Origin of the sequence: Bradyrhizobium jicamae, assembly GCF_018130215.1 — a bacterium.
Classification (GTDB): Bacteria; Pseudomonadota; Alphaproteobacteria; order Rhizobiales; family Xanthobacteraceae; genus Bradyrhizobium; species Bradyrhizobium jicamae_A.
Map to the genome: position 1 here is coordinate 78,685 of NZ_JAFCKQ010000027.1, position 23,232 is coordinate 101,916.

21 protein-coding genes are annotated in these 23,232 nt (G+C 64.1%); 7 read left to right on the forward strand and 14 right to left on the reverse strand.

What is annotated here, in order from left to right; translation table 11 throughout:
* Positions 1–38: 38 nt before the first annotated feature.
* Positions 39–3,557: a DNA polymerase III subunit alpha gene (dnaE, locus tag JQ586_RS25520; RefSeq protein ID WP_212397367.1), complete on the reverse strand. Its 3,519-nt coding sequence runs from the start codon at positions 3,555–3,557 to the stop codon at positions 39–41.
* Positions 3,558–4,031: 474 nt separating this feature from the next.
* On the opposite strand from dnaE, the gene JQ586_RS25525 reads away from it, so the two are divergent.
* Positions 4,032–4,265: a hypothetical protein gene (locus JQ586_RS25525; protein WP_212397368.1), complete on the forward strand. Its 234-nt coding sequence runs from the start codon at positions 4,032–4,034 to the stop codon at positions 4,263–4,265.
* A gap of 264 nt (positions 4,266–4,529) precedes the next feature.
* Here the strand turns inward: JQ586_RS25525 and JQ586_RS25530 are convergent, their stop codons facing one another.
* Positions 4,530–5,285: an outer membrane protein gene (locus JQ586_RS25530; RefSeq protein ID WP_212397369.1), complete on the reverse strand. Its 756-nt coding sequence runs from the start codon at positions 5,283–5,285 to the stop codon at positions 4,530–4,532.
* A 293-nt stretch (positions 5,286–5,578) separates the two neighbouring features.
* Between JQ586_RS25530 and JQ586_RS25535 the strand changes: the two genes are divergently transcribed.
* Positions 5,579–5,878: a DUF3551 domain-containing protein gene (locus JQ586_RS25535; RefSeq protein WP_212397370.1), complete on the forward strand. Its 300-nt coding sequence runs from the start codon at positions 5,579–5,581 to the stop codon at positions 5,876–5,878.
* A gap of 123 nt (positions 5,879–6,001) precedes the next feature.
* A complete protein-coding gene (locus tag JQ586_RS25540; protein WP_212397371.1) occupies positions 6,002–6,280 on the forward strand; it encodes a DUF3551 domain-containing protein in 279 nt (92 codons plus the stop codon).
* On the opposite strand, the gene JQ586_RS25545 is transcribed toward JQ586_RS25540, so the two are convergent.
* From JQ586_RS25545 to JQ586_RS25600, 12 genes are all read right to left on the reverse strand, one after another.
* Positions 6,277–6,975 carry an ABC transporter ATP-binding protein gene (locus JQ586_RS25545; protein ID WP_212397372.1) on the reverse strand — a complete coding sequence of 233 codons (699 nt, stop codon included), beginning with the start codon at positions 6,973–6,975 and terminating at the stop codon, positions 6,277–6,279. The two genes, JQ586_RS25540 and JQ586_RS25545, sit on opposite strands and share 4 nt — an antisense overlap.
* An 8-nt stretch (positions 6,976–6,983) precedes the next feature.
* Complete coding sequence (locus tag JQ586_RS25550; RefSeq protein ID WP_212397373.1) at positions 6,984–8,264, reverse strand: lipoprotein-releasing ABC transporter permease subunit; 1,281 nt, start codon at positions 8,262–8,264, stop codon at positions 6,984–6,986.
* 69 nt (positions 8,265–8,333) lie between these two features.
* Positions 8,334–9,653: a proline--tRNA ligase gene (gene proS / locus JQ586_RS25555; protein WP_212397374.1), complete on the reverse strand. Its 1,320-nt coding sequence runs from the start codon at positions 9,651–9,653 to the stop codon at positions 8,334–8,336.
* Between the two features lie 164 nt (positions 9,654–9,817).
* Positions 9,818–11,389 carry a copper resistance protein CopC gene (locus tag JQ586_RS25560; protein WP_312017020.1) on the reverse strand — a complete coding sequence of 524 codons (1,572 nt, stop codon included), beginning with the start codon at positions 11,387–11,389 and terminating at the stop codon, positions 9,818–9,820.
* A complete protein-coding gene (locus JQ586_RS25565) occupies positions 11,389–11,913 on the reverse strand; it encodes a YcnI family protein (RefSeq protein WP_212397375.1) in 525 nt (174 codons plus the stop codon). Before JQ586_RS25565 ends, JQ586_RS25560 begins: the two co-directional genes overlap by 1 nt.
* Before the next feature lie 8 nt (positions 11,914–11,921).
* The gene (locus JQ586_RS25570; RefSeq protein ID WP_212397376.1) at positions 11,922–12,425 is read right to left on the reverse strand and encodes a copper chaperone PCu(A)C; all 504 of its coding nucleotides are present in this window, start codon (positions 12,423–12,425) and stop codon (positions 11,922–11,924) included.
* A 38-nt stretch (positions 12,426–12,463) separates the two neighbouring features.
* A complete protein-coding gene (locus tag JQ586_RS25575) occupies positions 12,464–14,941 on the reverse strand; it encodes a TonB-dependent receptor (protein WP_212397377.1) in 2,478 nt (825 codons plus the stop codon).
* 83 nt (positions 14,942–15,024) lie between these two features.
* The gene (locus JQ586_RS25580; protein WP_249148114.1) at positions 15,025–15,426 is read right to left on the reverse strand and encodes a DUF2946 domain-containing protein; all 402 of its coding nucleotides are present in this window, start codon (positions 15,424–15,426) and stop codon (positions 15,025–15,027) included.
* A 79-nt stretch (positions 15,427–15,505) separates the two neighbouring features.
* Positions 15,506–16,408, reverse strand: a complete 903-nt coding sequence (gene copD / locus JQ586_RS25585) for a copper homeostasis membrane protein CopD (protein ID WP_249148117.1) — start codon at positions 16,406–16,408, stop codon at positions 15,506–15,508.
* Between the two features lie 42 nt (positions 16,409–16,450).
* Complete coding sequence (locus JQ586_RS25590; protein WP_212397379.1) at positions 16,451–16,807, reverse strand: copper resistance CopC family protein; 357 nt, start codon at positions 16,805–16,807, stop codon at positions 16,451–16,453.
* 2 nt (positions 16,808–16,809) lie between these two features.
* Positions 16,810–17,814 (reverse strand): hypothetical protein, encoded by a 1,005-nt coding sequence (locus JQ586_RS25595; RefSeq protein ID WP_212397380.1) that lies wholly within the window; start codon positions 17,812–17,814, stop codon positions 16,810–16,812.
* 57 nt (positions 17,815–17,871) lie between these two features.
* Positions 17,872–18,243, reverse strand: a complete 372-nt coding sequence (locus tag JQ586_RS25600; protein ID WP_212397381.1) for a DUF2946 domain-containing protein — start codon at positions 18,241–18,243, stop codon at positions 17,872–17,874.
* Positions 18,244–18,725: 482 nt separating this feature from the next.
* Between JQ586_RS25600 and JQ586_RS25605 the strand changes: the two genes are divergently transcribed.
* The 4 genes from JQ586_RS25605 (at position 18,726) to JQ586_RS25620 (ending at position 22,936) form a co-directional block, all read left to right on the forward strand.
* A complete protein-coding gene (locus JQ586_RS25605; protein WP_212397395.1) occupies positions 18,726–19,145 on the forward strand; it encodes a globin in 420 nt (139 codons plus the stop codon).
* 101 nt (positions 19,146–19,246) lie between these two features.
* A complete protein-coding gene (locus JQ586_RS25610; protein WP_409334542.1) occupies positions 19,247–20,260 on the forward strand; it encodes a sugar ABC transporter substrate-binding protein in 1,014 nt (337 codons plus the stop codon).
* 9 nt (positions 20,261–20,269) lie between these two features.
* Positions 20,270–21,772: a sugar ABC transporter ATP-binding protein gene (locus JQ586_RS25615; protein ID WP_212397383.1), complete on the forward strand. Its 1,503-nt coding sequence runs from the start codon at positions 20,270–20,272 to the stop codon at positions 21,770–21,772.
* 129 nt (positions 21,773–21,901) lie between these two features.
* Positions 21,902–22,936 carry an ABC transporter permease gene (locus JQ586_RS25620; RefSeq protein WP_212397384.1) on the forward strand — a complete coding sequence of 345 codons (1,035 nt, stop codon included), beginning with the start codon at positions 21,902–21,904 and terminating at the stop codon, positions 22,934–22,936.
* Positions 22,937–23,232: the final 296 nt, after the last annotated feature.

The window sequence follows — 23,232 nt, forward strand, 5'->3', positions numbered from 1 at the left end:
GCGCGAAGCGTGACCGTGTGATACCGGTGGCGATCGCGCTACAGCGTCTGCACGTCGACGACGCCGGCGACCGCCTTGATCGCGCCGGCGATCTGCGGCGAGACCTTGTAGCGGCCGGGCAGCTTCATCTCTACCTCGGTCTCGAGGTCGAGCATCATCACCAGCGAAACGTCACCGTCGGCGCCAGCGAGCGGCACGGACGCCGCGGCCGGCTTGCCGGCAGGCGGCTTTGCAGCACCTCCCGGCGCGGGCGCCGCCTCCGGCATGTTGAGCCGGCGCGCGATCGAATCGAGCGGCTTGGTGTCGCGCACGAAGATGCGCAGGCCCTTCTGCGTCTTGGCAGCGGCCTGATCCAGCGGCTCGGCATGCAGCACCCTCGCCCGGACGTCCTCGCCCTGCAACTCGGCGCCGAGTTGCAGCAGCACCGCCGCGCCCGGCTCCAGCACGTCGCGATATTGCGCAAGCCCCTCGGAGAACAGCACCGCCTCGAAATGGCCGGTCGGATCCGACAGGCCCATGATGCCCATCTTGTTACCGGTCTTGGTGCGCCGCTCCATGCGCGACACCACCGTGGCCGCCACCTTGCCCGCGGTCGCGCCGGTCTTCACCGCGCGCGAGAACTCCGCCCAGGACTGCACGCGCAGCCGCTTCAGCGCCGTCGCATAGTCGTCGAGCGGATGGCCCGACAGGAAGAAGCCGATCGCATCATATTCGCGGCGCAGCCGGTCGGCAGGCAGCCACGGCTCGACCTGCGGCAGGATGATGCTCGGCGCATCCGCCGCACCGCCGAACATGTCGTTCTGTCCCGACGTCGCGGCCTCATGGCTGCGCTGGCACGCGGCTAGGATCGCATCCGCGCCTGCGAACACCCGCGCGCGGTTCGGTTCGAGCGTGTCGAACGCCCCGGCGGCTGCAAGGCTCTCGATGATGCGCTTGTTGATGGCGCGCGGGCTCACCCGCGCGGCGAAATCGGCGAGCGAGGTGAACGCGCCCTTCTTGCGCTCCTCGATGATCTGCTCCACCGCCTGGATGCCGACGCCCTTCAACGCTGCGAGCGCGTAGTAGATCGTCTTGTCGCCGACCTCGAAGGTCGCACCGGAGCGGTTGATGTTCGGCGCCTCGACCTTGATGCCGAGCCGCTGCGCCTCGGAACGGAATTCGGAGAGCTTGTCGGTGTTGTTGAGTTCGAGCGTCATCGACGCCGCGAGGAATTCGACCGGGTAATGCGCCTTCATGTAGGCGGTGTGGTACGACACCAGCGCATAGGCGGCCGCGTGGCTCTTGTTGAAGCCGTAGTCGGCGAACTTGGCGAGCAGTTCGAAGATCGTATCCGCCTGGCCCTTCGGCACGCCGTTCTTGGTCGCGCCGGCGACGAAGATCGCGCGCTGCTTCTCCATCTCGGCGCGGATCTTCTTGCCCATCGCGCGGCGCAGCAGGTCGGCATCGCCAAGCGAATAGCCGGCCATCACCTGCGCGATCTGCATCACCTGCTCCTGGTAGATGATGACGCCGAAGGTCTCCTTCAGGATCGGCTCCAGGATCGGATGCAGGTATTCCGGCTCCTCGTCGCCGTGCTTGCGCGCGCAATAGGTCGGGATGTTCGCCATCGGGCCGGGTCGATACAGCGCCACCAGCGCGATGATGTCCTCGAAACGGTCCGGACGCATGTCGATCAGCGCACGGCGCATGCCCTGGCTTTCCACCTGGAACACGCCGACCACGTCGCCCCGCGCCAGCATCTGGTAACTCGGTGCATCGTCGATCGGCAGCGTCGCGAGATCGACATCGATGTCGCGCTGCTTGAGCAGCTTTACCGCGACATCGAGCACCGTCAGCGTCTTGAGGCCGAGGAAGTCGAACTTCACGAGGCCCGCGGGCTCGACCCACTTCATGTTGAACTGGGTCACCGGCATGTCCGATTTCGGATCGCGGTAGAGCGGCACCAGCTCGCTCAGGGGGCGATCGCCGATCACGATGCCGGCCGCATGCGTCGAGGCGTGGCGGGTCAGGCCCTCGAGGCGCTGGGCGATGTCGAAGGCGCGCGCCACCACGGGATCCTCGTCGCGGAACGCCTGCAGCTTGGGCTCGCCCTCGATCGCCTGCGCAAGCGTCACGGGTGCGGCGGGATTCTGCGGTACCAGTTTTGTGAGCTTGTCGACCTGGCCATAGGGCATCTGCAGCACGCGGCCGACATCGCGCAGCACGCCGCGCGCCTGCAACGTACCGAAGGTGATGATCTGCGCCACCTGGTCGCGGCCATAGCGCTGCTGCACGTACTGGATCACCTCGCCGCGGCGATCCTGGCAGAAGTCGATGTCGAAGTCCGGCATCGACACGCGCTCGGGATTGAGGAAGCGCTCGAACAGCAGCGCGAAACGCATCGGATCGAGGTCGGTGATGGTGAGGACCCACGCGACCAGCGAGCCCGCGCCCGAGCCGCGGCCTGGCCCGACCGGAATGCCCTGCGCCTTCGCCCATTTGATGAAGTCGGACACGATCAGGAAGTATCCGGCATATTTCATGCGGGTGATGACGTCGAGCTCGAAGGCGAGCCGCCTGGCGTAGTCCTCTTCCGTCATGCCCGGCGACAGGCCGTGCACCTCAAGGCGCCTGGCGAGGCCCTCCTCCGCCTGACGCTTCAGCTCGGCGGCTTCGTCGGCGGCGGCATCCGAGCTCTGCGCGGCACCGACGGTGAAGAACGGCAGGATCGGCTTGCGCGTCTTCGGCCGGAACGAGCACCGCTCGGCGATCTCGACCGTCGAGGCCAGCGCCTCCGGGATGTCGGCGAACAGAACAGCCATTTCCGCGCGGGTCTTGAAGCGGTGATCGGGTGTCAATTGCGAGCGATTGGTCTCGGCGATCAGATGACCGCCGGCGATGCAGAGCAGCGCATCGTGCGACTCGTAATCGTCGGTGCTGGCGAAATACGGTTCGTTGGTCGCGACCAGCGGCAGGCCCTTGGCATACGCCAGATCGATCAGGCCGGCTTCGGTGCGGCGCTCCTTGTCGACGCCATGGCGTTGCAGCTCGACATAGAGGCGGTTGCCGAACAGATTGGCCAAACGGTCGCAGCGCGTGGCGGCCAGCGCCGCCTGGTCGGCGCCGAGCGCCAGTGCGATCGGTCCATCGGGGCCGCCCGTCAGCGCGATCAGGTCCTCGGCGTCGTCGGTCAGCCAGTCGAACTTGATGTGCGGGGTCTGGTTGACCGGCGTCTCCAGGAACGCGCGCGAGTTCAGCCGCATCAGGCTGCGGTAGCCGCGCTCGCGCGCCGCCAGCAGCACGATTCGCGCCGGCCCCGCCGCCAGCACGCTGCGCGCTGTGGGGTCGACGTCGCCGAAATCCACCGCAAGCTCGCAGCCGACGATCGGCTGGATGCCGTAGCCGGCCATCTTGTCGGAGAATTCCAGCGCACCGAACATGTTGTCGGTGTCGGTCAACGCCAGCGCCGGCTGGCGGTCGGCTTTCGCAAGCTCGCCAAGCTTGGCGATCTTGATCGAGCCCTTCAGTAGCGAATAGGCCGAATGGACGTGAAGATGAACGAATCCGGCATTCGACATGGCTGCTCTTGGAAACTCTGCATCAGGGGATCGAGCGAGTGCCAACCCTGACGCCAAGGCCTCAGGCTCGACTCGCCCTGCCATGGTGAGGCCTCGTCCACCTCAAGTCCACGCGGAACGCCGCAAGGCGCTCCGCCCTCCCGCTTATCCCCAGGGCCAGGCTATGCCCCTGTATGAGCTGGCACATTCCTAGAACTGGCTGAACAGCTGGGCCCAGACCGCAAGCATCCCGACGAACAGCGTGATCGACGCGAGCGCTGCCGCCTCTTCCACGAAAATCCTCAACATGGCCGCCTCCCTGAGCTGGAACATATGAAGAACATTGTTCCTTTTTCGTTCTCAGAGTCAAGCGTGGGTAGTGGGTCAGTTTGAAAACTGACCCCGAAAGAATTTGCTTGGTTAATCGTGGCGGGAGTTGGCAGCGAACAGGCCCGCCTCTTCAGTGGCTATGCAGTTTGTGCCAACATATTGAGCATGAGTCGAGAGAGACGAGAACTCGATGACGCGGCGCTCACCGAGCAGGCCAAGGACGCCGCTCAAGAGTATGCCGATACTCAGCGAGAGATCATTCACAAGCCTAAGAACGATGACGAAGACGAGCTTAGGCAGTTGCATGAGCGCGTCCAAGGCGCCCTTAAAGCCTTCTCAATCGTAGAGTTGCGCCAGCTTGTCGAAGAGATAGAGGAGCTAGCCAAAACCCAACATTAAGGCCGCCTCAGTTGGCGGCCTTTTTGCTTTTATTCTCCGGCAACCAGCCCTGCGACTTGTCCCGGACCCATTCCAGCGTTTCATGCTCGCTGGCAAAACCAAAGATGCTGTCCACTTCCCCGCCGCGCCAGAAGTGTGCCGCGTCGCGCCGATCGCGGGATCGGGACCGATGGTCAATCCGGCGAACGCAACCAGCCACGGCCGCAACGAAAAAGCCCCGGACCGAGGCCCGGGGCTTTCCACGCTGCTTGATTGAGCGAGCGATTAGTAGTGCGAGACGACCGGGCCACCGAACTTGTAGTTCAGGCGGACGGTGACGAGGTCGACGTCCTGCTTGATGTTGTCGGTGCGGCTGTTGGCGCCAGCCGGGGTGACCAGGGTGTAGTTGTTGTTGCCCATGAACAGATGGTCGTACTCAACCGCAGCCGACCAGCTCGGAGCGAACGCCCATTCAAGACCGACACCGACGGTGCCGCCCCAGCGGGTGTCGGAAGCGCTGTCAACCAGCGCGCCCGTCGCCGCCGTGAAGCCCTTGTAGTTGCTGTCGGTGACCGCGCCACCGCCCTTCACGTAGAGCAAGGTGGTGTTCCAGGCATAACCGATCTGGCCGGTGAAGAGGCCGAACGAGTCGATCTTGGTGCGGTTGTTGAGACCAGCGAACGCCAGGCTGGCGTTGGAGCCGCTGAAGTCAGCCCAGTTGCCCTGAGCTTCGAGGCCGAACACCCAGCCACCCGACTGCCAGCGGTAGCCGATCTGGCCACCGACCGTGCCGCCGGTCGCGTCATGGCTGCCTTCGCCGAGCGGAGCGAAGGGAACGCCGCCGACCGCGTTGTTGGTCCAGCTGTTGTGGCTCGAACCCCAACCGCCGTTGATACCGATATAGAAACCGCTCCAGTCATAGGCGGCCTGAATCATCGGCGGCGCCTTGGTGTAAGGCCGAGCCGCGAGATCAGCCGCGGAAGCCGGCGCAACCGCGCCGAGCGCGATCAGACTAGCCGTGACAAGCAAAACCTTTTTCATTGTTCCCGTTCCAACTTTTTGTACTGGCCCCCAAGGCCGCGTTACAGGCTCATACCAGCCTCGGACGAAATTGCTGTAACTTCGCTGCAACAGACCGCCCCAAACGGCTTTGTTCAAATTGTAAGTTAATGCTGTGTTACAGGCATTTTTCGCACTTTTCGCCGCACGTTCGCCGCAAAGGTTTCACTATTCAAATCTGCGTGTGCGTCTTGCGGTGTGATGGTGTTGACGGGAACTTGCTCGTCCGGTTTGGATCGTTGCAACACGCGAGTCTTGCCAGCAAGGGAATGCAGATGCGGACAAGGATTTTTGCTGCGGCGTCGGGGATCACGCTCTCGCTCGTGGCGTTCGCCGTCACTCCCGCGCAGGCCGTCGGTGTGCGCTATCCTTTTTGCATGCAGGGCGACCGCTATCCCGGTCTCAGCTATTGCACGTTTGAGACATATGAAGCGTGCCAGGCCACCGCGTCCGGCATTGGCCAAAATTGCATCGCCAACCCCTACTATGCCGGCGACAATGACCCGCGATCCTACATCAACGTCCCTCCGCGGGAGCGCCCTGATCGCGGCTTCTTCGACCTCTTCATCCACTGACAGACGGGCTTGCGACCGCGACGCGGATACGTGAGTTGACGCAGGGCCGCGGCGCGGTGCTTGCTCCGTCCGCGCAAGCGCAGTCGACGAAGATTGCGCGCGCCTGGTCGACGGAGATTTCGGATGCGTAGCCCGGTTCTGGCACTTTCGGCCGCACTCCTGGCCCTGTCCACGGTCGCGACCGCGCCGGCGAGCGCGCAGAAGTACGATTCGACCTCTCCGGTCTGCAAGACCAACTATCGATGGGGCGGCGAGGATACCGACTGCGGCTATATATCGCTCGAGCAGTGCCGGGCGGTGGCATCCGGCCTTCCCGCGATGTGCTTCAACAACCCATATTACGCCGGACCGTCGATCGATCGGCAACGGGCACCTGCGCGACGCAAGCGCGCGCCCTACTAGCCCATCTCGACGACCTGTCCGTTCGACAGCGACACGCGGCGATCCATCCGCGCGGCGAGATCCATGTTGTGGGTCGCGATCAGCATCGCGACCCGTGTCGCCTTCACGAGCTGCATCAGCGCGTTGAAGACGTGATCGGCCGTAGCCGGGTCGAGGTTTCCGGTCGGCTCGTCCGCCAGCAGCACCCGCGGCGCATTGGCGACCGCGCGCGCGATCGCCACGCGCTGCTGTTCGCCGCCCGACAGCTCCGCCGGCCGATGCGTGATGCGATCGCCTAGCCCGAGATAGGCCAGGATCTCGGTCGATCGCTTGACGGTTTCGGAACGTTTCAGGCCGCGGATCATCTGCGGCAGCATGACGTTCTCGAGCGCGGAGAATTCCGGCAGCAGCCGGTGCGACTGATAGACGAAGCCGATGTCGGTGCGCCTGATCCGGGTGCGATCGGTGTCCGACAATTGCGAGGTCGGCGTTCCCGCGACATAGACCTCGCCGTCATCAGGGCTTTCCAGCAGCCCGGCGATGTGCAGCAGGGTCGACTTGCCCGATCCCGACGGCGCCACCAGCGCCACCGATTGCCCGGGCCACAGCGCGAGCTTGGCGCCGTTCAGGATCGTCAGCGTCGCTTCGCCCTGCCTGTATTCCCGCTTGATGTCGTGAAGATAGATGACCGGCACATCTTCCGCCCCCTCCGCCATGTGCGCCCTCACTCGTACCGGAGCGCATCGACCGGATCGAGGCGCGCGGCGCGCCACGACGGATAGAGCGTCGCGAGGAAGGAAAGCGTCAGCGCCATGATCACCACGGCCAGCGTTTCACCGAAATCGACCTCGGCCGGCAGCTTGGAGAGGAAGTAGAGCTCGGGCGAGAACAGTTCGGTGTTGGTGAGCCACGACAGGAACTGCCGGATGGATTCGATGTTCAGGCAGATCAGCATGCCGACGCAAAAGCCGGTCAGCGTCCCGACCACCCCGATCGAGGCGCCGGTGATCAGGAATATCCGCATGATCGAGCCCTGCGAGGCGCCCATGGTGCGCAGGATCGCGATGTCCTGCCCCTTGTCCTTCACCAGCATGATCAGCCCGGAGACGATGTTGAGCGCCGCGACCAGCACGATCATGGTCAGGATCAGGAACATCACGTTGCGCTCGACCTGAAGCGCGTTGAAGAAGGTCGAATTGCGCTGCCGCCAGTCGACCAGGAACACCGGCCGCCCTGCGGCCTCGGTCACCAGCTTGCGGTAGGTGTCGATCTTGTCGGGATTGGTCGTGAATACCTCGATCGAGGAAACGTCGTTGTTGCGGTTGAAATAGGCTTGCGCCTCCGCGAGCGGCATGAACACGAAGGTGGAATCGTATTCCGACATCCCGATCTCGAACACCGCCGTTATCTTGTAGGGCTTGATCCGCGGCGTGGTGCCCATCGGCGTCACGGCGCCCTTCGGCGAGACCAGCGTGATGCTGTCGCCGGCATGCAGCGAGAGCTGGTCGGCGAGCCGGCGGCCGATCGCGACGCCCTGCCCCTCGTCAAATCCCTCCAGCGAGCCCTGCTTGATGTTCTTGGCGATCGAGGTGAGTTTGTTGAGATCGTCGGCACGGATGCCGCGGATGAAGACGCCGGCCGCATTGAACGGCGAGGAGCCGAGCCCCTGCCCGTCGACCACGGGCGCCGCGAGGCGGATACCCGGAACCTGGCTGATGCGGTCGGCGACGTCCTTCCAATCGGTCAGCGGAGACTCCAGCGGCTGCACCAGGAGGTGCCCGTTGAGGCCGAGGATCTTGTCCAGCAGTTCCTTGCGGAAGCCGTTCATGACGGCCATCACGACGATCAGCGTCGCAACGCCGAGCATGATGCCGAGGAACGAAAAGCCGGCAATGACCGAGATGAACCCTTCCTTGCGGCGAGCGCGCAAGTAGCGTCCGGACAGCAGCCACTCGAATGGCGCAAAAGGCGGGGTACGGACTGGTTCTTTCATGGTCTCATCCATCTGTCGATAATCCCATGATTCGGGCCAAATGTGGCCGGATTACCCCGCGGGACGGCGCGCGGTGAATTATTAACCCGCGAGCTTCGCCACCACGTCAGCGGGGCTCATGTTCTCGCGTGAGCCGTCGCTGCGACGCTTCACCTCGACCTTGCCGTCAGCGAGGCCCTTGGGGCCGACGAGAATCTGCCAGGGGATACCGATCAGATCAGCCGCGGCGAACTTCGCACCGGCGCGCTGGTCGGTGTCATCATAGAGCACGTCGACACCCTTCGCCGTCAGCTCGCGGTAGAGCTTCTCGCAGGCGCCATCGACCGCGGCGTCGCCCTGCTTGAGGTTGAGGATCGCTGCGCGGAACGGCGCGACCGCCTCGGGCCACTTGATGCCGGCATCATCGTGGCAGGCCTCGATGATCGCGCCGACCAGGCGCGAGACGCCGACGCCATAGGAGCCGCCATGGATCGGCACGTCGACGCCGTCGGGGCCCGCGACCAGCGCCTTCATGCTGTCGGAATATTTGGTGCCGAAATAGAAGATCTGGCCGACCTCGATGCCGCGAGTGTTGACCCGCTTCTCCGCCGGCACCTCGCTCTCGAACCGCGCGGCGTCGTGGACGTCCTCGGTGGCGGCGTAAAGCGAGGTCCACTGCTTGATGATCGGGTTGAGATCGCCGTCATAGTCGACGTCGTCGGGCGGGATCGGCAGATCGAGCACGTCCTTGTCGCAGAACACGCCGGACTCGCCGGTTTCGGCCAGCACGATGAATTCGTGGCTGAGGTCGCCACCGATCGGGCCGGTCTCGGCCCGCATCGGAATTGCCTTCAGGCCCATCCGTGCAAAGGTGCGCAGGTAGGCCACGAACATCTTGTTGTAGGAGCGCCGCGCCCCGGCCTCGTCGAGGTCGAACGAATACGCATCCTTCATCAGGAATTCGCGGCCGCGCATCACGCCGAAGCGCGGGCGCTGCTCGTCGCGGAACTTCCACTGGATGTGGTAGAGGTTGAGCGGCAGGTTCTTGTAGGACTTGACGTAGGAGCGGAAGATCTCGGTGATCATCTCCTCGTTGGTCGGTCCGTACAGCAGCTCGCGCTTGTGACGGTCGAGGATGCGCAGCATCTCCGGGCCGTAGGCGTCGTAGCGGCCGCTCTCGCGCCAGAGATCGGCGAGCTGCAGCGTCGGCATCAACAGCTCGAGCGCGCCTGCGCGGTCCTGTTCCTCGCGCACGATCTGCTCGATCTTCTTCAGCACCCGGAAGCCGAGCGGCAGCCAGGCGTAGATGCCGGCCGCCTCCTGCCGCATCATGCCCGCGCGCAGCATCAGGCGATGCGAGACGATCTCCGCCTCTTTCGGGTTCTCTTTCAGGATGGGCAGGAAAAACCGCGACAATCGCATGTGGTTACTCGGGAATCAGGGGGGCATCGGAAGAGCTGCAGTGAAACCGGATCGGGTGCAAAAACACAAGGCCGCCAAAAGCCAAAAACCCGTCAAATCAGGCGATTTTCGGCCATTTGATCGCCTTGCGTACGCGCAAAACCGCCCGCCACGCGCGCTCCGCTCTACCTGACTTCGAAATCGTCTTCCAGCGTCACTTTCTTAAAATCGGTCACCAGGGCGCCGATCTGCATGTGCCAGCGGCCGGGAAACGGCAACGATACCTTGTTCACGTGCCAATAACCGTCGGGTCCCAGCGTCGCGCCGTGGTCGATCGGCTCGATGCCGCGCGCCGGCAGGCTCAGCGTCAGCGTCGCCTCCTTGGCGGCAAATGAACTGGCATCGCCGTTCATCAATTGCAGCACGAAATCGTTCTGGCCGACCTTGCCCGGCGCGATCAACACCTGGAACATCGCTGCGTCGGTGTGGATGTGGACCGCGAGTGGAACATTATCGGCCGACATCGCCAGCGCGCGCGGCGGGGGCGTGAAGCTCCAGCCCGCCGCCAGCGCCAGGATCGCAACTGCAAGCGCACATTCGGCCGCGATCGACCGCAGCAAGGACCCTGCGCGGCTGATGCTGCGCGTGACTGATGACGCAAGCACGAACCGGTTCAGCGCCGCCAGCATCAGCAGCAACATGACCAGGGCGAGCTTGAGCGCAAGGATGTTGCCGTATCGCGTGTCGATCAGCGCGCCAAGGCTGTCGAGTTGGACGAATGCGAGCGTCAATCCCGTCAGCGCAATCAGCCCAACCACCGGCATGGCCGCTGCCGTAAAGCTCTTGAGCGCCCACGGCAGCGTCTCGTTTCGTTGCCACGCCAGCGTGGCCAGCGGCACCAGGGCACCCAGCCAATAAGCGAGACCGACGCCGTGGACGAATACCGCCGGTCGTGTCAGCCATTGCGGCGAAGCTGTGGCCGCGTGCCCGCTCGCGGCGAGCGCCAGGCCGACGCCGATGATTGCAACGGCGCTCCAGGTCCGAGCCGTCCGAACCGTCGAACTTCGCCACCCGGTTGCTGCGATCAGCATTGCGGCCGTTGCAATCAACATCGAAGGCCCGAGGCTGGTGGCAAGCGCACTGTCCCACGCCGCGCGCCTCACAAGTCCTGCCAGCGGCAGGTTGAGCAATTCCACGCCCTGCAGGCCGAGCGAGGCGATCGCGCCGACCAGGCCGACGCCGAGCGATCCCAGGATGACGCGACCGCCGGCCGGCGCCCGGGCGATCCATGCGGCGAAGAACACGCCGCCGACGCCGGCGAACAGCCCGAGATAGACCGCAATCCGCGCCAGCCAGATCAGTGGATCGATCTCATCGGCGCCCGAGGGCACCGCGGTGCCGGTTTCGACGCCGATCGAGAACAGCAGCGAGCCGGCGACGGGATGCCCATCCTGCGACACGACGCGGTAGCTGATGACGTGGGTGCCCTGCGGCAAATCCGCGGGCAGCGTGACTTCCACGGATTCGTCGACGGCACGGATCGAGACATCGCGCGGCCTGCCGGCGGCATCGAGCAGACTCACGGCAGTCGGCGCTACCGCCTCGTTGAAGCGGAGCACCAGCACCTTCGGCGCTTGCGCCAGCACGCTGCCGTCGACCGGATCGGCACTGATCAGGACGGCGTGCGCCTGAGCCGCGGTTGCAAGACACACCGCGACAAGCAGCGCGGCAAGGCTCGAGACCAGCCGCATCGGCATCACGACTTCGGCAGCAGCTTGACGCCCGGCGCCGGCCACTTGCTGCCGCGATCCTGACCGCCCTGCCCTTCGGCCGGAATCTCGATCCAGCGGCTGACACCCTGCTCGCATTCCTGGACGACCGGGAAGTACAGCGTGGTGTTGGGCTTCAGCGTGTCCGTGAGGAATGTGTGCATCACGAACTCATCGTAGTTCTGGTCCGAAAGCTTGCCGCCGCTCCAGTCCACCTCCGTCACGCCCTCGGAGAATTTGCGCCCGTGATACTCGTACTCGGTCGCATATTTTCCGCTGATCGATTCGACGTTCCAGCCCGCCTTCGGCATCGGCTTGACCGCGATCACGCCTTCAGGGATCTGCACCCGGATCTTTGTCGTCGCGGAACCCGCGCAGCCATGCGGCACGGCGAACACGGCCTTGTAGGACGAGCCGATCGCCGCCTGCTTCCCCTCGAGCGTGATATGCGCCATCGCCGGCGCCATCGCGAGCGTCGCGACCGCGACGATGGCTGATATGTGCGTCCTCATCTGTGGCCTCACATCTTCTTCATGTCCATGTGACCGGAATGGTCACCTCCAGCAGGCGCCTGGGCACCGACAGCCTGCACATCCAGCGAGACACTGACCTTGCCGGCCTTCTCGAACTCGAGCGTGACCGGCACCTTCTCGCCCTGCTTCAGCGGGCTCTTGAGGTCGAACATCATCAGATGGTAGCCGCCGGGCGCGAGCTTCACCGTCTTGCCAGGCTCGATGGTCAGGCCCTTGTCGAGCGGACGCATCTTCATCACGCCATTGTCCATCGCCATCTCGTGGATCTCCATCTTGCTGGCGACATCGCCGGAGCCGCCAAGCAGCCGATCCGGCGCACTTCCCTTGTTCTCGATCGTTAGGTAGCCGCCGCCGATCTTGGCGCCGTTCGGCGTGGCGCGGGCCCAGGCCTGCGAGACCACGAGATCGCCCGCCTTGACGTCCTCGGCGGAAGCAGGCGCGACGAAGACCAGCGCCAGCATCGCGGCCAGTCCAGCCAGAGTGTTTTTCATGATTGAAGCTCCCTTGTTGTTGCCGATGGCCGGCCAGCTCAGAAGGTGTATTTCCCGGCCAGGACAAAGGTCCTGCCCGGGAACGGGTGGAACAGGAAATACTGCTCGTTGAAGATGTTATCGATGCCGAAATCGAACGCGAAATTCTTCGTCGCGTTGTAATGGATCTTCATGTCGACGACGAAGAAATTGTCGAACGCGCCGTAGACGTGGGAAATGACGTCGGTGTTATCAAGCGTCGAATACTGCTTGCCGCTGTAGCGTGCTGCGACCGTGTAGGCCCAGCTCTCGTTCGGCCGATAGGTCACGCCGACCTTGGCGCGCCAGTCCGGCACATAGGGAACGTGCTTGCCGACGACGGTGGTCGGCAGGCCCGTCAACGGATTGGTGCCGGCCCAGCTCGCATCCGCCAGGATCTTCGAATCGACATGGGTAACGCTGCCGAACAACTGAAGACCCGTGACGAACACATTGTCCTTCTCGGCCGAGAGCTCGACGCCCTGCATCCGGATCGCATCGACATTGCTGACGACGGTGGTCGGCGTTTGCGCGCCCGTGGCCGGATTGGTCACGAGGTTGGTCTGCGAGATGATCGCGTCGTTGGTCCGCTCGGAGAACAGGGTCAGACGGACCCTGCCGTCGACCCATTTGCGCTCGATGTTCAGCTCGCCGGTGAAATCCTGCTCCGGCTTGAGGAAGGGATTTGCAAAGGTGGCGACGCCGCCGACCGTGAGGTTCTGATAGAGCTCGGTCACGGTCGGATAGCGGTAGGCCTCGCCGAAATTGGCGGTGATGTTCCAGTCCTTGTTCGGATCGAACGACACCGACGCCTTCGGCGAGAAGTTGGTCGAGCTGAGCCCGGGCTGGTTGATCGCGGCGGTCGACGTGATCACGCCGGCGCTGGTCGCCGTGGTGTTGAGGTTGAAGCCGTCGAGCGCCTGCCAGCTCTCGAGCCGTCCGCCCAGGGTCAGTTTCAGATCCGGCGTAAGCTTCCAGGCATCCTGCAGCCACAGCGCACCGGTCCGCGTTTCGCCGGAGCCGCTCGAATAGAGCGCCCCGGTACCGGTCGATGACGTCGCGTTCCAGACCGACGATGCATAGACCGGATTCTCCAGATCATAGCGATCACCGTGAATGCCGAAGCTGATCTCCTGCGGCCCGTCAAATCCAAACGGCCGCCAGATTCCCTTGGCGTCGACATTTTGCCAGTTGGTGCCGTCCATCCGGGTGATCTTGCCGTTCGACGAGAAGCCCGTCCCGGCTGCGGCGACCGTGAATGGATTGAGCTGGGTGTCCTGGAGATAGTTGTAGCTCAAGGCCGAGATGTCGAAATCATAGACGCCCTTGGTGTCGCTCTTGAGCGAGACCGCGTTGCTCAGTTGCGTCTGGTCCCAGATGTATTTGGCGGTGGCAAAGCCCGAGATGCCGGCAAAGGTCGCCGCCCCCGTCGCGGCCGAGCGCAGATAGGTCTGGGGATCGGAGACCTGGTGGTTGTTCCAGATGCCGAGCGAATAAGTCGCCCGCACGAGCGGCGTGACATCGTAGGCGAGACGCAGATTGGCCGACGTCTGCTGCGAATGGGCGAGGATGCCGGTCCCCACCACGTCCGCCGGTACGCCCTGCTTGTTAAGCGCGGAGAACGCGCCGGTGGTGCCCGCCGGAAGCGTGCCGTTGGTCGTATAGGTCAGCGGCTGCTGGAACGTGTCGAGATAGTTGGCCGAAACCAGCCAGGACAGCTTGCCCTCGCGGTTGCCGGCCGCGGCACTGGTCTGACTTGTCGGATAGACGTCCTTGGTGCCGTATTGATCCCACGGCATCACCGACACCGTCTCCTTGGCCACGGCAAACGGCTTGTCGGGCATCTTCGACGAGATCAGCAGCACGCCGCCGATCGAATTGCCGGGATAAGCGGCCGCGAACGGGCCGTTGAGGAAATCGATCCGGCCGATCGCCTCCGGCGAGATCAGGTTCCAGCGCGGCGACGCATTGGTATTGTTGTTGCCGATCAGGGCCGAGATCAGGAGATCGTCGTAATAGACCAGCGTTCGCGCGCTCGAATTGACGCCCCAGCTCCGCGTCGCCAGCACGGCCTGGTTGTCGCCGTCGTTGCGTTTCCGCACGAACAGGCTCGGCAGGTATTTGACGGCGTCCTCGGGGTCCTTGAGGTTGATGGTCTCGTCGATCTGCTTCGAGGTGACGCTGAACGATTTCTGCGGCAACTGGAACCGGCTCACCGCAGGCGGCGTCCCGAGCGAACCGTTGCTATCAGCGCCTTCCGTCGTGACGACCACCACCGGACGGTTCTGCGCGGCCGCGGTCGGCACCGTGTGCTGCCGGGCGACTGGCGTCGGACGGACGGGATTGTGCGCAGGCCGCGGGGCTGGCGGATGCGATTCGACCGTGACCGGCGGCAGCACCTTCTCGCCGCTTTGTGCGCTGGCGATCCCGGCAGACGCCAGCAGCGTCGCCGGGATGGCAACGACGCTCACGCCTCCAAGGGCATGATGGCGAAACATGGATTAATCCTGACACCGGCTCTTCGGCCGGCTCGCTCAATGGCACTCGCCGGCTCGCAAGGGCGCCGGCAGCGAGATCGTGGTCAGGACAGGAACGGTGGCGCGCGGGCCTGCGCATGCGATCCGGCCGGAGCGCGGTCGAAGTCGGAAGCGAAATCGTGCCAGGCGAGTTGGCTCGCGGTGCGAACGACAGCCACCGGCTCGATCTGCGGGATATCCACCGGTGCGCCAGTCTGCAGCACGCTGCAGATCGAGCAACAGCCGTCATGGGCCCGATGACCGGTCTGGTCGGATTGCCCATTTCCCGGGCTTGCAGCGCCGTGGCAGATGCTCGCGGCCGCCAGCGGGTCCGACGCAGCAAGGCTCGCCGCCCAGCAGGCGCCGATCGGCGCAAAAATCTGCACCAGCAGCGCAACCATGACTATGGGCAGAAAATTCTTCAGCCGCCGGCGCATCGCAACACCCATCCGTGGCCCATTAAACATCTCGCCTGCCCAAAGTCGAGGGCAGTCGCGACGTCCAAATCGCGGTTTCTCGAGCTCTTCTCTTGTTGCTGCTGTGACGTCATGGCTCAACGAGATGAATGGCGGGATGCAGTGTGCCGAGAAGTCCGACGAGCGCGAGGATGGCCAGACCGAGACCGAGTTCGACCGCGCTGTTGCGTGCGAGCCAGCGCAGCGCCCCGCTCTCGGACAAGGCAAGCCGAGGCGTCAGCCACACCCGGTTGATCGCGGCAAATACCAGCATGATCGCGAACATGATGAGCTTCAGAATCAGCAGCCGGCCATATTCGGTTGCCATCAGCGCGTGCAGCGAGCCGACCAGGAAATAGGCGTTGACGATACCGGTCAGCGTCAGGATTGCCACGCTCGCGATACCCACGATCGAGAACCGCCTCGTCGCCCGGACGATGCTTGCCATCAGCCTCGCGCGACGCGCCGTCGCGTAAAACTGGATCAACGACAGGAGGCCACCAATCCAGGCAGAAGCGGCACAGAGATGCAGCACGTCCGCCGCGACATGCAAGGTGCCGGCTTCGCCAGGCGTTGCGCCGGCATGACCGGTCCACGCCAGGCTCGCGATCAGGCCAAGCGCAGCGACCACGGCGAGCCAATTCCTTCCACCAAGGCGACGATCCCAGGCCAGAGCTGCGCCCAGCACGATCGCCAAAGCGGCGCGGAGCTCGGCGACCTCGCCGAACTGGGTTTCATTCAGGACCGTCAACAGCACGCCCGGCTCACCAAACGGACGTCCGCTCATCGACGCGGCCTGCAGCAAAAGCCAGAGTATTCCCGACAGACCGGCGACGAGCAGGCCGATCCCGGCCACGCATCGAATCTGCGAGCGGAAAACGTCGGCGACCGCGCCTTCTTCGCCAAGCACCGGCTCCGCGATCACCGCCCGAAAGAGCAGCGCGCCGGCCGTGACTGCGGTCGCGGAGAAATGGATCGCGCGCGTTGCGATCATCGGTCCGCCTGACCCAAGCCAGTCCATTGCCTCACCCTGGCTCTACTGACCGACCTGAAACGTGAAGCTCCCGTCCGTCGTGTGTGTATCGACCGACAGAACGTGCCAATTGACATGATAGGTGCCGTTGCCGCCCGGCCGGAGCGGGATCGACATCTGATTGCCACCGACGCGCGCCTTACCGGTGTCCACGCGCTCGCCGGCGGCGTTGGTCACGGTCATGCCGCTGAACGCCGGCTCCAGCTTTTGCGTGAACCACAGCGTCACCTCGCGCGGCGCGCTGGCGACCTTGTTGCCAACGCGCGGTTCGGCGCGATCGAGCAAGGCGTGGGCGTCCGCCCTGCCGGCGGTAAACGACAACAGCAGCGCAACGATCCAGATCAGAGCTGAGCGTCGCATGATCAATTCCTTCCAAACGGACTGGCGGGCTGCACCGCCGCGCCGAAGATCGGCCGACCGATGCCGTTGGGATCGATGTCGTCAAGATAGAGATGGAGTTGCGCGATCACGCCGACATGGGTCCCGCTTTGCCGATTGATCGGGATGAGCGCCTCGACTCCAAGCTGATAGGTGTTGCCGACCCAGATAACGCCGGGATTGATGGTTCCGGTCGTGATCGTACCGGAGGTCATTGTGTTCGCGACCGGGGTCTGGAGCGAGGCCTCGACCAGCGGGATCATGTGATTGACGACATCCGGCAGCCCCAGATCTACAACCGCGGATTTCAGGTAAGGCATGCTGTACTGGATCGTTCCACCCCAGTTCAGCACTGTGGGATGAAATTCGGTGTCGGCGGTCGGCGCGCCGGTGTCCGGATCGATCCCGACGATGGTGGTCGAATGTCTGCCAGGCACGGCGTAGCCTACCTGTCCGGTGACCGCGACCGGGCGCAGCCATGACACGGTGTCAGGCAGATCGCCAAGGCCCTTTCCGAAGAAGACGGTGGGCGTGTAGGTGTTGAACGGATCGGCTCCGACACGATCGGAACCGGTGCCGCCCCATTCGATACTCAGGCCGACCGACATGACGAACTCATGCGCCGGGTCCTTGAAGACACGGTACTTGAAGGTCGTCTCGAGGTTCTGGAAACCGTGGGCGCCGATTCCGGTAGGCCCCCCGGGCGGACTGAGGACGCTGTAAGTCGAGCCAACCGAGATCGCGAAGGCTTCCGTGATGCGCTTGGAGAATTCGCCCGAGAAGTCGCGCTGGCGAACCGACGGATCGTCGCCGGTGTTGAAGCTGTCGACGGTCGGCAACGAGAGCTCGTCGTTGACGCCGGGATCGTCGACGGCGAGCGTGGCTGGAAAGAAGCGATTGCCCACGATCTCGTGGGCTGTGCTTGCCGACAAGGGAACGAGCGCGATGGCGAGCCCTGGCAGGGCCGCGCGCGCGTGACGGATCAGCATTGGAATCTCCGCAGGCATTGATGCGCAAAGGTCTTGGCGGCCGACGGCCGCGACGCTTTACGACAGAGACGGCGGAGCCCGGGCCTGCGCGGGAGAATATCTTGCGGAACCGAGAATGCTCGGCGCGTGGCCCTGCCAGGCGATCCGCGCAAGCGACCGCTCGACGACGACCGGCTCGATCCGCGGGGCATCCACGGGCGCGCCGGTCTGCAGCACGCTGCAGACCGAGCAACAGCCGTCATGGGCCCGATGACCGGTCTGGTCGGACTGTCCATTTCCCGGGCTAGCACCGCCGTGGCAGATGGTGGCGCCGGCGAGCGGATCCGAAGCGGCGAGGCTCGCCGCCCAGCAGGCGCCGATCGGTGCAAAAATCTGCACCAGCAGCGCAACCATGACTATGGGCAGAAACTTCTTCAGCCGCCGGCGCATCGCAACACCCATTCCGAACGAGACTAATCATCCCGGCTACCGGAAGTCGAGACGGCGGCGACGACCGGCTTATTCCCATGGGACGAAATTTGCCGAGTGTGGCACCATTTCAATGGCGGCGGATCGGGCAGCGAAGGCGGCCGTATCCCTTTACCCCATAACGGGTTTTCAAGCCCTCTCTGCAACCGATACTGGTAAAATCCCAATCATTTCGCAAAATGCTCGAAATTTGAACAATCGTTGCCGAAAATGATGACAAGCGAAAAAAGATAGTCTACCAATTCGGCCTCAGGCCAGCCGCAAGGCGTGTCCTGGTGGTCCAAGTCTCGGGAGGAGCCCGACGCGCATAAGCAGCGTCACCCCATCAATCAAGATCAATCCGAATTTTTGGGGCAAATAGGGTCGACACAATTTTTGGAGCAGGGCTTGGAGCCCTGCTCTTTTTTTTGTGTGATGATTTTTGTGTGATGATCGCAACGGCAATGACGTCATCAGCCAGTCCTGTTGAACGCAGCTTCGAGCTCGCAGCGGCGCGCTGCGATGATCTGACGCCGCTGGTCTATGCGCGGTTGTTTCGCGAGCATCCCGAAGCACAGGCGATGTTTCGCACCGAGGGCAGCGCGCCGGTCAAGGGCTCGATGCTCTCGCTCACGATCGAGGCGTTGCTCGATCTCGCCGGCGAACGCAGCGGACATTTCCGGCTGATCGAATGCGAGGTATCGTCGCACGATGCGTACGGCACGCCGCGTGAGCTGTTCGTCGCCTTCTTCGGCGTGATCGCGGCAACGCTGCGCGAGCTGATCGGCGAAGAATGGTCGGCGGAGATCGATGCTGCGTGGCACAAGTTGCTTGGCGACGTCGCTGATATCGTCCAGCAACACGCAGACCAGCAGAGCCGGTAGCGCGGCCGTTCCGATTGTGACACACTCCCTTGATCCGCGGCGCGTGCAACTGACGCCGACGGCCAGAAAAACCAATGAGGGAGCAAGCAACAATGCCAGGGATGGACAATTCGTCGACGACAAGGCGCGACCTTCTGCAAATCGCTGCAGCCGGCGGAGCGGCTGCGGCGCTGTTCGGCGGAATGGGAGTGACCCCCGCGCTCGCGGCTGAAATGGGCCGCTCGGAAAAGCCGCTCAAGGCCGCCTTCTCCAACGCCGGGCTGCAGGCGACATGGTGCGCGCAGGGCAAGCAGGCCGCCGAGTTCTGGGGCAAGCTGTTCAATGTCGAAGTCACCTGGTTCGACGGCCAGCTCGACGCCGTCAAGCAGCGCGCCGCGATCGACAACATGGCGTCGCAGAAGTGGGACTTCGTCGCGATCCAGGCGTTCGGCATCGGCACCCTCACCCAGCCGGTGCAGAAGATGATCGACGCCGGCACGCCGGTCATCGACATGGACACGCTTATTGCTCCTCTTGATCAAATCAACGTGCACTCGTTCCTCGCGCCCGACAACGAGTTCATGGGCGCCTCCGTGACGCAGGCGCTTTGCAACGCGATGGGCGGCAAGGGCAAGATCATCATGACCCAGGGCGCGCTCGGCCATACCGGCGCCCAGGGCCGCGCCAAGGGCTTCAATTCGGTCGTCAAGCAATTCCCCAACATCGAGGTGCTCGACACCCAGCCCGCCGATTGGGACGTCTCCAAGACCGCCCGCCTCTGGGAAACCTATCTGACGAAATATCCGCAGATCGACGCGGCGTTCTTCCACAATGACGACATGGCGCTCGCCGCCTACAACATCATGAAGGCGCACAACCGCACCAGCATCCTGATCGGCGGCGTCGACGCCATGCCGCCGGCGATCCAGGCGGTCAGCGAGGGCCGCATGTTCGCGACCGTACGCAATCCGTCCTGCCGCATCCATGGCGGCGCGATCGTCGCGGGTGTGGCGGCCGTGGTCGGCGGCGAGAAGAGCGGCCAGGGAATCCCGAAGAACGTCGTGACCGACGGTCCCGTCGTCACCAAGGCGAACGCCCCCGGCATGCAGTGGATGGAGGATCACTTCCTGATCTGAGCGGCCTTCATGTCGGAGGGACGTTCCCCGATCCTGGCGTTGAACCAGATCACGAAGGCCTTCGGCGGTGTCGAAGCCCTTCGTGGGGTCGACTTTGCGCTCTATGCCGGCGAGATCCATGGTCTCGTCGGCGAGAACGGCGCTGGAAAAAGCACGCTGATGAAGATCATCGCCGGCGTGCACCATGAATTTTCCGGCCGCTTCATGCTCGACGGCAAGGAGACGCGCTTCCGCTCGACCCGGGATGCGCATGCGGCCGGCATCGGCATGGTGCACCAGGAGCTCAGCGTGGCCCCTGATCTCAGCGTCGCCGAGAACGTCTTCCTCGGCAACCAGCCGACCAGCCGCCTCGGCCTCGTGCAGTGGCGGCGGATGGCGCGCGAGGCCGGAGAGCAGCTCGCCCGCTTCGGCATCAACGTCGATCCGATGACGCGGCTCGGCGACCTGCCGATCGGCCTGCAGCAGTTGATCGAGATCGCCCGCGTGCTGTTCTCGGGCGCGCGCATCATCATCCTGGACGAACCGACCTCGGCGCTCTCCCCGCCCGAGGTCGAACGCCTGTTCACGACGCTGCGGAAGCTGCGCGAGCAAGGCACCAGCATCGTCTTCATCTCGCATTTCATCGAGGACATCCTGCGGGTCTCCGATACCGTGACCGTGTTCCGCAACGGGCGGAAGGTCGCGGAAACAGCTTCCGCCGACACCACCAAGGGCGCGCTGATCGAGGCGATGATCGGCCGCGGCGGCGAGGCGCTGGAGCACAGCTACACCGAGGACCGCATGCTCGAGCCCTCCGGCCACGGTTCGGTGGTGCTGAAGGTCGACAAGCTTTCCCTCGGCCGCAGCCTTCAGGATGTCTCGTTCGAGGCCCGCGCCGGCGAGGTGCTCGGCGTCTACGGCTTCATGGGCTGCGGCCAATTGGAGCTGTCGCGCATCCTGTTCGGCAAGCTGAGGCCGGACGGCGGAGCGTTGATGGTCGACGGCACCGCCAGAACATTCCGCAGCACCGCGGCGGCGCGCCGCGCGGGCGTCGCGCTGGTGCCGGAGAGCCGGCGCGCGATGCTGTTCCACCAGGAGCCGGTCTACAAGAACATCTCGATCAGCGTCCTCGATCGGATCTCCGCCTTGCTGCTCAAGCCGATGACCGAGCGTGCGATCGCCCAGCGCCAGGTCGAGCAATTGCAGATCAGGCCGCCGGTCGTCGGCCTCGATCTCGGTATGCTCTCCGGCGGCAATCAGCAGAAGGTGGCGCTGGCCAAATGGCTGACCTATCCGCCGCGCTTGCTGGTGCTGTGCGAGCCGACGCGCGGCATGGATGTCGGCGCCAAGAACGACGTGATCAACATCGTGCGCGATCTCCGTGCCAGGGGTCTTGCGATCATCGTGCTGTCGACCGAGCCGGAAACGGTGCTGTCGCTGGCCGACCGGATCCTGGTGCTGAAGCGCGGCGCGGTGGTGCGTGAATTTGCGGGCGAAGCGGTCAGCAAGGACCGGCTGCTGGAGGCCGCGTAGAGCATGATCCGGAAAAGTGCGAAGCGGTTTTCCCTCGCGACAGACGCGGAACGCGTTTGCGCGGAGATCATGCTCAAACAAATGGATAGAGCGCGATGACCAACTCATCGCGCTTGAGGGAGACGATCGATGGCAAGCGGTGACGGCACGACGGTTTCGGCGGATCACAAGCGGCCGCACGGACTTGGGTCCTTCCTGCGCTCGCAGATGCGCAACATCGCGCCGTTCCTGACGCTGATCTTCCTCAGCGCCTTCTTCGCGGTCGCAAGCCCGTCCTTCGCCACCATCGACAATGTCGGCAACATCCTGACTCAGGTGTCCGTCACCGGAATCATCGCCGTCGGCCTCACCTTCGTGATCCTCTGCGCCGAGATCGATCTCTCGATCGCCAGCATCGCCAACGTCACCGGCATTGCCGTCGCCTACTTCACGCTGCAGGAATCCTACGTCAACATCGCCAACGTCCCGCTGCCCGGCTTCGTCGCGATCCTGCTGGCGCTGGCGCTGTGCGCGCTGCTCGGCCTCGTCAACGCGCTGGGCTTGACGATGATCGGCATCCCCTCCTTCATCATGACGCTCGCCATGATGCAGATTGCGGCCGGCGTCTCGGCGCTGCTGGTGCGCGGCCAGATCGCCTACAAGGTGCCGTCCCTGATTTCGACGCTGGGCTCGGGCTCGATCGGCGGCATCCCCTGGATCGTGATCGTCGCGGCGGTGATGCTGCTCGGCGGCCATCTGGTGCTGACCTACACACGGTTCGGCCGCTACGTCTACATGGTCGGCGGCAATCGCGAGGCTGCGGAGTTTTCCGGCCTCAACGTCAAGCTGATCCTCGGCTGCGTGATGGTGATCTCGGCGGTATGCTCCGGCATCGGCGGGATGCTCGGGGTCGCGCATTTCGGCAGCGCGCAGCAGAACGAGTTCGACACCTATCTGCTCGACTCCATCGCGGCCGTGGTGGTCGGCGGCACCAGCCTGTTCGGCGGCCGCGGCGGCATCGGCAACACCATCGTCGGCCTGTTCGTGCTCGGCGTGCTCAACAACGGCCTCGACCACGTCAATATCGACAGCTTCCTGAAGATCCTGATCCGCGGCCTGATCCTGCTCGCCGCGCTGATCATCAACGTCTACGCGCAGCGGCTGCGGGAGCAGACGGCGGATTGAAGCTGATGTGATCTGGGAGGATTTGAGCACTGCAAACCAGACACGGTGTCGTCGCGCCGTGCATCCGCATTCTCGCGACACGATTTGTCCGAGCTTTGCATTTCGTTCCGCCCTCTCCTTGAGCAGAGGGCGCAGGGAAAGCCGGGTGCCGATCGCACCCATGGGCCCCGTGCAATGTAGAAAGCACGGGGGTAGGACCACAGGTGTAACCGGGAACAACCCGGCTTTCCCTGCGCGATGGGTTACGGCTTATACGTGCTCTCCCCGGCGAGACTGGGCTCTTTTGTCACCGTCAT